A 12,648-nucleotide genomic window follows, 5' to 3' on the forward strand; every position below is an offset into this window, starting at 1 on the left:
ACGGAGGCGAGCGGTGAGCGTCCACGGGATCGCACGGGCCGCGCATCGGTGAGGGTCGACGCGGTTACTTTCGCCGTGTGTCGACTGCCGAGGGATCCCGCACGGCGAGGCCTCGCGTGCGACTCGGGCTGGGGGCTGCCATCGTGGTGGTGCTGCTGGCACTGAGCGTCACCGTGGGCATCGGCATCCTGCGTGGTGCCGCCGCACCGGTCGAGACGGTGACCGTCGCGGAGGCAGGGCGGGTGGATGCCGCGACGCCGGAATCCGTGTACGTCCACGTCTCCGGCGCCGTGTCCGCGCCGGGCCTGTACGTCCTGCACGCGGGGGCTCGGGTGATGGATGCCGTCTCGGCCGCGGGAGGCTTCGCCGCCGGAGCCGACGAGATGGCCGTCAACCTGGCCCGTCCGATCAGCGACGGCGAGCAGCTGCACGTGCCGACCGCCGGGGACACAGCCGGGGCCGCGCCGGGCGGCGCGCCGGTGAGTCCGCCCGGGGACGGCCGAGTCAACCTGAACACCGCTTCTGAGGCCGAGCTGGACACCCTGCCGCGGATCGGACCGGCGCTCGCGGCGCGCATCATCGAGTGGCGCGATGCGAATGGGCGCTTCACCAGCGTCGAGGATCTGCTGGCCGTGCCCGGCATCGGCGACAAGATGCTCGAGGCCCTCCGCGATCTGGTCACGGTGTGACGTGAGCCGCGGCACGGCCACGGTGGCGGACGGCGCCGTCGTGGTTCCCGCGCGGCGGCAGGCGCAGCTGCGGCTGGTGCCGGTCGCCGGCGCCGTGTGGGCAGCGGCGCTGATCTCGACGCTCCTCCCGGCGGCTGCGGCGCCGGTCGCGCTGGCGCTGTGGGGCGCGTGCCTGGCGGCGCTGTGCGGGTTGCTGGCGGCTGCTCGGCGCGAGCACCGCACACCTCGAGTGCGCCGGCGACGGATGCGGGCGGCGGTGGTCCTGGCACTGCTGCTGGCTGCCTCGGCGGCGGTGGGCTCCCATGTGGCGTTGGCCCAGCCGGCGCGCGCGGAGGTGGAGCGGTTCGCACTGGGCGGGGGGAGGGCGGTGGTCTTCGACGCGACGGTGGCCGGCAAGGTGGAGACGCGTGCGAGCGGGGAATGGGAGTTCGATGCGGTGGCGACACATGTCAGCACCGGGGCGGTGGCGGACGCCGTCCGCATCGACGTCACGGTCCGTGTGCAGCCGTCCCGGGTGGACCGTGCGCCGCTGCTGGATGTCGGCTCGGCCGTCGAGGTGAGCGGGACGGCACGCCCTGGGGCTTCGGGTGCCCGCGCTGTGCTGGCCGTGAACGCCTCACGCGGCGTGCGGGTGCTGTCTGCGCCTCAGGGGGTGCTCGCCGTGGCGGGCGAGCTGCGGCGAGGCCTGGTCCGCGCGGCCGGGGGGCTGCCCGCGCCCGGGGCGGAGCTGATCCCGGGGCTGGCGGTCGGGGACACCTCCGCCGTGTCCGCCGAGCTGGACGCGGCGATGAAGCGATCCTCCCTCTCGCACCTGACCGCGGTGTCCGGATCCAACTGCGCGATCGTCGTGGGTCTCGCCTTCGGAGCCGTCGCGGCCGTCGGGGGGTCGCGCCGCGCCCGGGTCACTGTCGCATCGGCGGCCCTGTTCGGGTTCGTCCTGCTGGTCACGGCCGAGCCGAGCGTGGTGCGGGCTGCGGCAATGGCAGGCATCGCGATGCTGGGCGTGCTCCTGGGCCGCACCGGCATGGGGATGGGCGTGCTTTCGCTCGCCGTCACTGTGCTGCTCGTCGGGGATCCGTGGCTTTCGGGATCGCTCGGGTTCGCGTTGTCCACCGTCGCCACCGCCTCGCTGCTGCTGTTCGCGCGGCCCCTCGCGGCCGGCCTGGAGCGATGGATGCCGCGCCCGCTGGCGCTCGCGCTGTCGGTGCCGCTGGCAGCGCAGCTGGCCTGCGGTCCGCTGCTGCTGGGGGTCACGCCGAGCGTTCCGCTCTACGGGGTGCTGGCGAATCTGCTCGCTGCGCCGGCGGCGCCGATCGCGACGGTCCTCGGACTGACCGCGTGCGTCGCCGCGCCGCTGCCGTGGCTGCAGTCCGGCCTGACGGCCCTCGCCTGGCTTCCGGCATCCTGGATCGCCGGCGCAGCCACCACGTTCAGTGCGCTTCCGGGCGACCAGATCCCGTGGCTGTCGGGCTGGCCGGGCGTGCTCTGCCTGGCCGTGGTCGGCAGCGCCGTCGCGATCGCGATCGCGCTGCCGCCGACCGGGTCGACCCGGCAGCGCCGGGTCCGGCTCGTCGCGGTGTTCCTGCTCGCCGCCGTCACCGGTGTCTCGGCCGGAGGTGCCGCCCTGAGCTCCGTGGCGGGGCGGTGGACGCTCCCGTCTTCGTGGAGCATCCTGGCGTGCGACGTGGGTCAGGGCGATGCGGTGCTGCTGCGCTCGGGCCAGGCCGTGGCGCTGGTCGATGCCGGCCCGGAGCCGGCTCGCCTGGAGGCATGCCTGGCACGTGCCGGAGTTCAGCGCATCGACCTGCTCCTGCTCACCCACTTCGACCTGGACCATGTCGGGGGCGTCGCCGCTGTCGCGGACCGCGTCGGAACCGCCCTGCACGGACCTGCGGGATCGCCCGAAGCCTCGGCGGTGCTCTCGCTCCTCGAGGAGGGCGGCGCGCGGATGGTCTCCGCCCGGGCGGGACTGACCGGGAGCCTCGGCGATGCGCGCTGGCGGGTGCTCTGGCCGCCACCGCGCAGTCGCGCATTCGAGGCGGGCAACGATGCCAGCGTGGTGCTGGACGTGCGCGGCGGCGGCATGCCGGCCGCGCTGTTCCTCGGCGACCTGTCGGCCTCCCCGCAGCGGGCGCTCGCCGCCTCGGCCGTGCTCGATCCGCCGTACGACCTCGTGAAGGTCGCCCACCACGGGAGCGCCGATCAGGATCCCGACCTGTACGCCGGGGCGCAGCCTGCGCTCGCCCTGATCACGGTGGGCGAGAACAGGTACGGCCATCCGCGCGCCGAGGTGCTGGACGCGCTGAGCCTGCTCGGGGCGCGCATCGCACGTACGGACCGGGCGGGGGCGATCGCGGTGTGGCGGGACGGACAGGCTCTGCGGGTGTGGCGCGAGCGCGGAAGCGACGTCGGGCCGGCTGGGTAGGCTGGGAGCATGGCGACCAGCACCCGACGGACCCCGGCCGGGCGCGCCCGGACGAGCATCCCGCAGGTGTCCTGGCGCACCCCGCAGCCGGCACCGGTCGTGCTGGTGTCCGGTCCCGAGGAGATCTGCGCGGAACGGGCCATCGCGGGGATCCGCGAGTATCTTCGCGCCGAGGATCCCAGCCTCGAGGTCACCGATCTGCGCGCGGATGACTATCAGGCGGGCACCCTGCTGGCGGTCACCTCGCCATCGCTGTTCGGCGAGCCGCGCCTGGTGCGCATCACCGGGGTCGAGAAGTGCTCGGACGCGTTCCTCGCCGAGGCGGTCAGCTACCTGGCTGTGCCGCAGGACGGCGCGACCGTCGTGCTGCGGCACACCGGAGCCTCGGTGCGCGGCAAGAAGCTCCTGGACGCCGTCCGGGCCGGCCAGGGCGGCGGGATCGAGATCGCCTGTCCGGCCGTCAAACGCGATTCCGACCGGTTCGACTTCGCAGCCGGCGAGTTCGCCGCGGCGCGCAAGCGCATCGCCCCGGGGGCGCTGCGCACGCTCGTCTCGGCGTTCGCAGACGATCTGACCGAGCTCGCGGCAGCGTGCCAGCAACTCATCTCGGATGTGCCGGGAGATGTCACCGCGGACGTCGTCGAACGTTATTACGGCGGGCGGGTGGAGACCTCGGCGTTCGTGGTCGCCGACACCGCCATCGCCGGACGCTACGGCGATGCGCTGGTATCGCTGCGCCACGCGCTGGCGTCGGGCGCCGATCCGGTACCGCTGGTGGCCGCCATCGCCTCCAAGCTGCGCACGATGGCCCGGGTCGCCGGCAACCGGGAACCCGCATCCGCTCTCGCGGCCCGCCTGGGGCTGAAGGATTGGCAGGTCGATCGCGCCCGCCGCGATCTGACCGGCTGGTCGGACGCGTCGCTGGGGATGGCGATCCAGGCCGCGGCCCGCGCCGACGCCGAGGTCAAGGGCGGCTCACGAGACAGCATCTTCGCGCTGGAGCGGCTGATCACCGTCATCGCCACTCGCGCACCCTACGGTAGTTCCTGAGCACGCGGACAAAGCCGAAAGCCCGCCCCCAGGGGGACGGGCTTGTCGTGAAAGGTGAGCTCAGAGAGCTGCGACCTGCTTCGCGATGGCCGACTTGCGGTTGGCAGCCTGGTTCGCGTGGATGACACCCTTGCTGGCTGCCTTGTCGAGCTTCTTGGTCGCCTTCGCGAGCGCCTTCTCGGCGGCGGCCTTGTCGCCTGCGGCGATGGCCTCACGGGTGCGACGCACCTGCGTGCGCAGCTCGCTCTTCACGGCCTTGTTGCGCTCGTGTGCTTTGTCGTTGGTCTTGTTGCGCTTGATCTGCGACTTGATGTTTGCCACGTTTGACGACGGTCTTTCGTTCGGAGGAATCGATCTGAAGTGTCGAGTGACAGAAGAGGGCTGTCGCACGACGGACGTGAGGGAATCAACCCACACGCAAGCCGATCACCGAGTCTATCAGGTCCGTTCGACCGTCGTGATCGCCAGACCCAGGACGGCGTTGAACACGCCCGGGCGCATGGCACTGACCAGATGGCTCGTGCGCGGCACCACGATCAGCTCGGCGTGCGGGGCGATCCGCTGGAACAGCCGCTCATTGAGTCGAAGCTGATCGTACTGGCCGTTGACGAACCAGAGGGGCACGGTGATCCGCTCCAGCGCTGCGAGCAGATCCAGCACCGACAGACTGCGCAGCGCGGTGTCCTGCATGTCGAACGCGTAGCCGCCGGCGCCGAAGTCGGCCCGGGTCTCCGGCGGAAGGGTCCGCTCCAGCATCCGGTTCGTCAGCCACATCCCGCGGTCGGGGAGGGAGTCGAAGCCGCGCGCGAGCAGGCGGTAGGTGCGCAGACCGACTCCGCGCGGGATGGACGTGCAGGAGGCGGCGACGAACCCGGCGACCGGCGGCGGGTCGTTCCGACCCACGTATTCGATGCACAGGAGGCCGCCCATGGAATGCCCCACGAGCAGCACCGGCCCGCGTGCGGCAGCCTCCCTCACCGCCGCATCGATCGTGGCGAAAGCGGATTCGATCGTGAAATCCTCGGCCATGCGGGTGCCATGGCCGGGCAGATCGATCGCGACCGCTGGATTGCCGCGTTCCTGGAGAGCGGCCACCTGCGCGCGCCACATGGTCGCGGACGTCCGGATGCCGTGCACGAGCACGACCTGGACGACCATCCGCCCAGGATATTGCCGACGAACATGCGCTCGGCGCACTCCTGCCGGAGGGTTAAGGGGCGGGGGAGCGATGGGGGCGCGTTCGGCCCGTAGAATGGCCCCCATATGTCACCGCGCGCCCTAAACACGCTCGAGCCGTCCGCGACCCCTCCTGAGCTGATCCGAAACTTCTGCATCATCGCTCACATCGATCACGGCAAATCGACCCTTGCCGACCGCATGCTGCAGATGACGGGTGTCGTCTCCGACCGTGACATGCGTGCGCAGTACCTCGACCGCATGGACATCGAGCGTGAGCGCGGCATCACGATCAAGAGCCAGGCGGTGCGGATGCCGTGGCAGCTGGACGGGGTCACGCACGCTCTGAACATGATCGACACCCCCGGCCACGTGGACTTCACCTACGAGGTGAGTCGTTCGCTGGCGGCGTGCGAGGGCGCGATCCTGCTGGTGGACGCGGCTCAGGGCATCGAGGCGCAGACGCTGGCGAACCTCTACCTCGCCCTGGAGAACGATCTGCAGATCATCCCGGTGCTGAACAAGATCGACCTGCCCGCCGCGGATCCCGAGAAGTACGCCAGAGAGCTCGCCAGCCTGATCGGCGGCAAGCCCGAGGACGTGCTGCGCGTCAGCGGCAAGACCGGCGTGGGCGTGGAAGAGCTGCTCGACCAGGTCATCCGGCAGATCCCCGCCCCGCAGGGGGATCCGACTGCGCCCACTCGCGCCATGATCTTCGACTCGGTCTACGACTCCTACCGTGGCGTGATCACCTACGTGCGCATGATCGACGGGTCGCTCAGTCCCCGCGAGCGCATCCAGATGATGTCCACGCGCGCGGTCCACGAGCTGCTCGAGATCGGCGTCTCCTCGCCCGAGCCCACCCCCACACGCGGTCTCGGCGTGGGGGAGGTCGGATACCTGATCACCGGCGTGAAGGACGTCCGTCAGTCCAAGGTGGGTGACACCGTGACCAGCGCGGCCAAGCCGTCGAAGGACGCGCTGCCCGGCTACACCGATCCCAAGCCGATGGTCTTCTCCGGCCTGTACCCGATCGACGGCAGCGACTACCCCGTGCTGCGTGAGGCGCTGGACAAGCTGAAGCTCTCGGACGCCTCCCTCAACTACGAGCCGGAGACCTCGGTGGCGCTGGGGTTCGGATTCCGCTGCGGGTTCCTCGGGCTGCTGCATCTGGAGATCGTCACCGAGCGCCTGGAGCGCGAGTTCGGACTGGATCTGATCTCGACAGCGCCGTCGGTGACCTACGAGGTGACCACCGACGACGGCAAGACATACACCGTCACCAACCCCAGCGAGTTCCCCTCGGGCACCAAGATCGCCAGCGTCACCGAGCCGATGGTCAAGGCCGCGATCCTCGCGCCGAAGGACTACGTCGGCACGATCATGGAGCTGTGCCAGTCACGGCGGGGCACCCTCCTGGGCATGGAGTACCTCGGTGAGGATCGCGTCGAGATCCGTTACACCATCCCGCTCGGCGAGATCGTCTTCGACTTCTTCGACCACCTCAAATCCAAGACGGCCGGTTACGCCTCGCTGGACTACGAACCGAGCGGGCACCAGGAGGCCGACCTCGTCAAGGTCGACATCCTGCTCCAGGGCGAGCCCGTCGATGCGTTCAGTGCCATCGTGCACCGGGACAAGGCCTACGCGTACGGCGTGCTGATGACGGAGCGGCTGAAGAAGCTGATCCCGCGTCAGCAGTTCGAGGTTCCCATCCAAGCCGCGATCGGCGCCCGCATCATCGCCCGCGAGTCGATCCGCGCGATGCGCAAGGACGTCCTGGCCAAATGCTACGGCGGCGACATCACCCGCAAGCGCAAGCTCCTCGAGAAGCAGAAGGAGGGCAAGAAGCGCATGAAGATGGTCGGACGCGTCGAGGTCCCCCAGGAGGCGTTCATCGCCGCGCTGTCGGGGGACACCGAGACCAAAGACAAGAAGTAGTTGCTGAACGCGTCCGATGACGCCTTCAGGAACCCGAACTAGGCTGGAATCCATGCGCCGCGGGACCTTCAGAGATGAGACGGTCGACTATGCCGCCGTGGGAGCGACGCAGGCCGCAGACCTGATGCACTATCCGCCCGAGCGGAGCCTGCCCGCAGAGGAATCCTGGCGGATCGGCAGCGGCCAGGCGCGGTTCGAGAGCGCGAGCGACGCGCTCCTGTCCTGGGGTGCGCAGCGGGGCGCGGGACTCGAGCTGAGCGACGTGCGACCCGCCGCGGGGCCGATGTACTCCGGGGTCAGTTTCGATTCGGAAGGCAATCCGCTCGCCCCCAGCAAGCTCGAAGCGGATCAGCGCTTCGACTCGGACGGTACGCCGTACGTCGGGCCGGGCACCACCGTCCGTGTCGACGGTCGTGTCCGCGGCATGAGCGTCGGCGGGGAGCTGCGCGTCATCTTCGCGATCGAGGAGCCTCGGCGGGTCGGTTTCGCATTGGGGACCGTCGGCGGATCGGTCGTGAGCGGCGAGGAATCGTTCATGGTGCAGTGGTACGACAACGATGAGGTGTGGTTCACCGTGCGCGCGTTCGACGCGCCCTCCGCGCTGCTCTACCGCGTCTTCCCCCGTCTGGTCCGCCGCCGCCGCCGCGAGCTGTTCACGCGCTACCTCCGCGCGATCTCGCCCCTGTACACCACGCCCTGATGGGATCGGCGCTCCCGCTCGGTGAGCCCGTGCCGCGGGACGGGTCCGTTCCGGCGACCATCGATCCCGCTGCGCAGTTCGGCGTCTATCTGCACGTGCCGTTCTGCCGCGTGCGGTGCGGATACTGCGACTTCAACACCTACACCGCGGATGAGCTGCGCGGGGCGCGCCAGGACCAGTACGCCGACACTCTGCTGCAGGAGGTGCAGCTGGCCGGTCGGGTGCTGTCCCAGATCGGTCCGCCCCGCCCCGCCGCCACCGTGTTCTTCGGCGGGGGCACGCCGACGCTGCTCCCACCGGGTGACCTGGTGCGCATGCTCGAGGGTGTCCGCTCGACGTTCGGCATCGCGCCGGATGCCGAGATCACCGTCGAGGCCAACCCGGACACGGTGACCGGCGCGACCGCGTCGATGCTCGCCGCGGTCGGGGTGACCCGGCTGTCGATCGGGATGCAGTCCGCGGTCCCGCACGTTCTCGCGGCGCTGGATCGCACCCACGTACCCGGGAACGTCCGCACCGCGGTCGAGGCCGCGCGGAATGCGGGACTGGACGTGAGCCTGGACCTGATCTACGGAGCGCCGGGCGAGTCGCTGGCGGACTGGCGGGCTTCGCTCGAGGCGGCCGCGGCGCTGCAGCCGGATCACATCTCGGCCTACGCGCTCATCGTGGAGGAGGGGACCAAGCTCGCGCGCCAGATCCGCCGCGGCGAGGTCGTCACACCCGATGACGACCTCCAGGCGGACATGTACGAGCTTGCAGACGACCTGCTCGAAAGCGCCGGCTACCAGTGGTACGAAGTGTCCAACTGGACCCGCGATGCGGCGCACCGCTCCCGGCACAACATGGCCTACTGGCAGGGTGCGGACTGGTGGGGTTTCGGTCCCGGTGCCCACAGCCACCTGGCCGGCGTGCGCTTCTGGAATGTGAAGCATCCCGCCGCGTACGCCCAGCGCCTGGCGGCGGGCGAGTCGCCCGCCGCGGCGCGCGAGCGACCGGATGCCGCAGCACGGGCGCTGGAGAGCGTGCTGCTGCGCACGCGCGTGCGGGAGGGACTGCCCATCTCCGAACTGCTCGGCGAGGGCCGCCACGCGGTCGCCGCCCTCATCGCCGACGGTCTGATCGACGGTTCCGCGGCCGTGCACGGTCGCATCGTGCTGACCCGTCGGGGCCGGCTGCTGGCGGACGCCGTGGTGCGCGCCCTCACCGACTGAGGAGCATCCCGCTCGCCGCGTCTGCGATCCGGTAGAATTGGCACTCAGATCGTAGGAGTGCCAATTCGAGCGCGTGGGGAGGCGAGATGGTCACCGACAGAGGACTGCAGGTGCTGCGGGCGATCGTTCAGGACTTCGTCGACACGCGCGAGCCGGTCGGCAGCAAGGCCATCGTGGAACGCCACGCGTTCGGCGTGTCCGCAGCGACGATCCGCAACGACATGGCCCTGCTGGAGGACGAGGAGCTGATCGCAGCCCCGCACACCTCCTCTGGTCGCGTCCCCACCGACAAGGGCTATCGCGTCTTCGTCGATCATCTCGCCGAAGTGCGGCCCCTGTCGCCGGCCCAGCGCAGCGCGATCTCGGCGTTCCTCGATGGCCCCGGCGACCTCGACGACGTGCTGGCGCGGACGGTGCGTGCGCTGACTCAGCTGACCGGTCAGGTCGCCATCGTGCAGTACCCGTCCTTCGCGCGCGCCACGATCTCGCACGTCGAGCTGGTGCAGCTCGGCGGCGGGCGCATCCTGGTGATCGTGGTGACCGACACCGGCCGGGTCTCGCAGCGGCTCGCGTTGGTCCGAGACGAGTTCGACGACGAGGATCTGGCTCGGGTGCGCGCCGAGGTCGCCTCCCTCGTGGTCGGCCTGCCTGTGCGTGAGGGCGTCCAGCGCGTGCAGGAGCGCCTGGCACAGGATGACCCGTCGCCGACGCCACCGGACGTGGCGACCGCGGCGATCGTGCGGGTCCTCGCCGAAGAGCTCGAGGAATTCCGCCACGACCGGCTCGTCATGGCCGGCGCAGCCAATCTCGCGCGCAGCGAGGCGGACTTCCGAGGGAGCATCTATCCGCTGCTCGAGGCGATCGAGGAGCAGGTGACCCTCATGAAGCTGATGAGCGAGATGGTGGCGGACGATCACGGTCTGGCGGCCAGCATCGGTCGGGAGAACGAGCCGTTCGGGCTGGCCGAGGCATCGGTCGTGGCGAGCGAATACGACGCCACCGGCGCTCGGGCCAGGGTCGGCCTGCTCGGCCCCACGCGGATGGACTATCCGACGAATTTCGCGGCGGTACGAGCCGTCGCGCGCTATCTCACCCGGATGCTCGACGAAGACGAGAGTGCCCGCTGACGCGGCATCCGGAACCAGATGATCCCGCGCGACGCGCGGACAGGAAGGCGATTTGTGGTCGACCACTACGAGGTCCTCGGAGTTGCGCGCGACGCGACCCCGGACGAGATCAAGAAGGCGTACCGGCGTCTTGCGCGGGAGCTTCATCCCGACGTCAATCCCGGAGATGACGCTTCCGAGCGATTCAAGCTCGTGACCCACGCGTACGACGTGCTGAGCGACCCCGATCAGCGGGCGCGCTACGACGTCGGCGGGAACGATTCGCCCTTCGGCGGCGGCGCGCAGGGCTTCGGCGGCTTCGGCGACATCTTCGAGACCTTCTTCGGGTCCGGGGGAGGCCAGCGCGCCGGACGGCCGCGGTCCCGTCGTGAGCGCGGGCAGGACGCGCTGGTCCGGGTGACCCTGGACCTGAAGGACGTCGTGTTCGGCGTGCATCGGGACATCGACGTGGACACCGCGGTGCTGTGCGACACGTGCCACGGATCGTGCACCCAGCCCGGAACGTCCCCCGTCACGTGCGACATCTGCCACGGGTCCGGCCACGTGCAGCGCACCGTGCGCAGCCTGCTCGGAAACGTCGTGACCAGCCAGCCGTGCGGCGTCTGCCAGGGTTACGGCACGACGATCCCCTACCCGTGCGCCACCTGCCAGGGCCAGGGCCGCGTCCGCGCCCGACGCACCGTCTCGCTCGACATCCCCGCCGGCGTGGAGACGGGTCTGCGGCTGCAGCTTCCCGGGTCCGGCGAGGTCGGCCCCGCCGGCGGTCCCAACGGCGATCTCTACATCGAGGTCACCGTCTCGCCGGATGAGGAGTTCAGCCGTGACGGGGACGACCTGCTCGCGACGCTGGAGGTGTCGATGCCCGATGCGATCCTGGGCACCACCACGACCATCGAGTCCCTCGACGGACCTGTCGACCTGGAGATCCGGCCGGGGGTTCAGGGCGGCGACGTGCTGACCATCAAGGGTCGCGGCATCACCCCGCTGCGGGGCACGCAGCGCGGCGACCTGCGCGTGGGCGTTCACGTGGTCACGCCCACCCGGCTGGATGCCAAGGAGCGCGCCCTGGTCGAAGAGTTCGCCAAGCGGACCAAGTCGCCGCCGCCGCGACTGGCCGAATTCCACCAGGGACTGTTCGCGAAGCTGCGCGACCGCTTCCGGAACGGATGACCGGTGGCGCTGCACTTCCTGCTGCCGGAGGCCGTCCAGCGCAGCGCGGTGGAGGCGCAGCCCGGTGACACGGTTCTGCTGACCGGCGCCGAGGCGCATCACGCGGCGGCGGTCCGCCGAGTCCGGGTCGGTGAGGGCGTCACCGTCGGCGATGGCCGAGGTACGTGGCTGTCGGGGGAGTGCGAATCTGTGTCGCCTCGAGAGGTGGTGGTGCGGATCACGGCGCGCGCCGACATCCCCGCTCCCGTCCCGCGCATCGTGCTCGCGCAGGCGCTGGCCAAGGGGGATCGCGATGAGCTTGCGGTCCAGGCGGCGACCGAACTCGGAGTCGACGAGATCCTCCCGTGGCAGGCCGCCCGGAGCGTTTCCCGGTGGGACGCGGCGAAGGCGGACAAGGGCCGCACTCGCTGGGCGGCGATCGTGCGCGAAGCCGCCAAGCAGGCGCACCGGGCGTGGGTTCCGGACGTCGCACCGCTGGCGACGGCCGCCGAGCTGGCAGCGCGCGCCGCGGCATCCCACGTCATCGTCCTCGAGCCCTCCGCCGACCTGCGCCTGAGCGCTCTGAGCCTGAGCCCCGGAACGCGCGAGGTGATCCTCGTCGTCGGACCAGAAGGCGGCATCGCTCCGGAAGAGCTGCTGCTCCTGCAGCGCGCCGGGGCGACCGCGGCCCGACTGGGGGACACCGTGCTGCGCACCTCGACCGCCGGTCCCGCGGCCCTGGCCGTCCTCAACGCCGCACTGGGACGCTGGTGAGCGCCCGCCGCGGCAGGTGCCCCGCCGGTAGACTGGCCGGATGAGCGAACCGTCGATCTTCACCCGCATCCTGAACGGCGAGATCCCCTCGGAGATCATCGCCGAGACGGAGAACGCGTTCGCGATCCGCGACATCGCGCCCCGTGCGCCCGTGCACCTGCTGGTGATCCCCAAGTCCGACGAATACCGGAACGTCGTGGAGCTGGCGGCGGGCGATCCCGACCTGCTCGCCGAGCTGGTCGGGCTGGCCAACTCGGTGGCCGCCGAGCACGCGGATGGCGATTTCCGACTCGTCTTCAACACCGGCCCCCGCTCCGGTCAGACCGTCTTCCACGTCCACGGGCACGTCCTGGCCGGGGACCTGACCGAATCGGGTCTCGGTGGCTGACGCCGACGCCACGGTGGA

Annotated in this window: 12 protein-coding genes; 10 read left to right on the top strand and 2 right to left on the bottom strand. The window is 70.7% G+C overall.

Translation table 11 applies throughout. From position 1 onward, the window contains the following. Nucleotides 1-116 precede the first annotated feature (116 nt). From QNO12_RS07700 to holA, 3 genes are read left to right on the top strand one after another with little or no spacing between them, the layout of a single operon-like run. Nucleotides 117-689 (top strand): ComEA family DNA-binding protein, encoded by a 573-nt coding sequence (locus QNO12_RS07700; protein ID WP_257502192.1) that lies wholly within the window; start codon nt 117-119, stop codon nt 687-689. 1 nt (nt 690) lies between these two features. Continuing rightward, nucleotides 691-3,114 carry a ComEC/Rec2 family competence protein gene (locus QNO12_RS07705; RefSeq protein WP_257502193.1) on the top strand — a complete coding sequence of 808 codons (2,424 nt, stop codon included), beginning with the start codon at nt 691-693 and terminating at the stop codon, nt 3,112-3,114. 9 nt (nt 3,115-3,123) lie between these two features. Further along, entirely contained in the window at nt 3,124-4,164 is a 1,041-nt protein-coding gene (gene holA, locus QNO12_RS07710) for a DNA polymerase III subunit delta (RefSeq protein WP_257502194.1), read from the top strand. A 60-nt stretch (nt 4,165-4,224) separates the two neighbouring features. Here the strand turns inward: holA and rpsT are convergent, their stop codons facing one another. Both rpsT and QNO12_RS07720 read right to left on the bottom strand, forming a co-directional pair. Further along, nucleotides 4,225-4,485: a 30S ribosomal protein S20 gene (gene rpsT / locus QNO12_RS07715; protein ID WP_257502195.1), complete on the bottom strand. Its 261-nt coding sequence runs from the start codon at nt 4,483-4,485 to the stop codon at nt 4,225-4,227. A 117-nt stretch (nt 4,486-4,602) separates the two neighbouring features. Beyond that, nucleotides 4,603-5,322, bottom strand: coding sequence for an alpha/beta fold hydrolase (locus tag QNO12_RS07720; RefSeq protein ID WP_257502196.1), 720 nt, complete (start codon nt 5,320-5,322; stop codon nt 4,603-4,605). Between the two features lie 105 nt (nt 5,323-5,427). On the opposite strand from QNO12_RS07720, the gene lepA reads away from it, so the two are divergent. The 7 genes from lepA (at nt 5,428) to QNO12_RS07755 (ending at nt 12,630) form a co-directional block, all read left to right on the top strand. Then, complete coding sequence (gene lepA, locus QNO12_RS07725) at nt 5,428-7,281, top strand: translation elongation factor 4 (RefSeq protein WP_257502197.1); 1,854 nt, start codon at nt 5,428-5,430, stop codon at nt 7,279-7,281. A 52-nt stretch (nt 7,282-7,333) separates the two neighbouring features. Then, entirely contained in the window at nt 7,334-7,981 is a 648-nt protein-coding gene (locus QNO12_RS07730; RefSeq protein ID WP_257502198.1) for a DUF1990 domain-containing protein, read from the top strand. After that, nucleotides 7,981-9,192 carry a radical SAM family heme chaperone HemW gene (gene hemW, locus QNO12_RS07735; RefSeq protein ID WP_257502199.1) on the top strand — a complete coding sequence of 404 codons (1,212 nt, stop codon included), beginning with the start codon at nt 7,981-7,983 and terminating at the stop codon, nt 9,190-9,192. The genes QNO12_RS07730 and hemW overlap by 1 nt, the downstream gene beginning before the upstream one ends. 86 nt (nt 9,193-9,278) lie before the next feature. Then, nucleotides 9,279-10,319 (top strand): heat-inducible transcriptional repressor HrcA, encoded by a 1,041-nt coding sequence (hrcA, locus tag QNO12_RS07740; protein WP_257502200.1) that lies wholly within the window; start codon nt 9,279-9,281, stop codon nt 10,317-10,319. 54 nt (nt 10,320-10,373) lie between these two features. Then, complete coding sequence (gene dnaJ / locus QNO12_RS07745; RefSeq protein ID WP_257502201.1) at nt 10,374-11,489, top strand: molecular chaperone DnaJ; 1,116 nt, start codon at nt 10,374-10,376, stop codon at nt 11,487-11,489. Nucleotides 11,490-11,492: 3 nt separating this feature from the next. Beyond that, nucleotides 11,493-12,242 carry a 16S rRNA (uracil(1498)-N(3))-methyltransferase gene (locus tag QNO12_RS07750; protein WP_257502202.1) on the top strand — a complete coding sequence of 250 codons (750 nt, stop codon included), beginning with the start codon at nt 11,493-11,495 and terminating at the stop codon, nt 12,240-12,242. 40 nt (nt 12,243-12,282) lie between these two features. Continuing rightward, complete coding sequence (locus QNO12_RS07755) at nt 12,283-12,630, top strand: HIT domain-containing protein (protein ID WP_257502203.1); 348 nt, start codon at nt 12,283-12,285, stop codon at nt 12,628-12,630. Nucleotides 12,631-12,648: the final 18 nt, after the last annotated feature.

It is taken from the genome of Microbacterium sp. zg-B185 (assembly GCF_030246885.1).
GTDB lineage: Bacteria > Actinomycetota > Actinomycetes > Actinomycetales > Microbacteriaceae > Microbacterium.

Coding starts and splice junctions, on each gene's coding strand:
- holA (WP_257502194.1), top strand. CDS start 3,124: ATGGCGACCAGCACCCGACGGACCCCGGCCGGGCGCGCCCGGACGAGC.
- QNO12_RS07720 (WP_257502196.1), bottom strand. CDS start 5,322: ATGGTCGTCCAGGTCGTGCTCGTGCACGGCATCCGGACGTCCGCGACC.
- lepA (WP_257502197.1), top strand. CDS start 5,428: ATGTCACCGCGCGCCCTAAACACGCTCGAGCCGTCCGCGACCCCTCCT.
- QNO12_RS07730 (WP_257502198.1), top strand. CDS start 7,334: ATGCGCCGCGGGACCTTCAGAGATGAGACGGTCGACTATGCCGCCGTG.
- hemW (WP_257502199.1), top strand. CDS start 7,981: ATGGGATCGGCGCTCCCGCTCGGTGAGCCCGTGCCGCGGGACGGGTCC.
- hrcA (WP_257502200.1), top strand. CDS start 9,279: ATGGTCACCGACAGAGGACTGCAGGTGCTGCGGGCGATCGTTCAGGAC.
- QNO12_RS07755 (WP_257502203.1), top strand. CDS start 12,283: ATGAGCGAACCGTCGATCTTCACCCGCATCCTGAACGGCGAGATCCCC.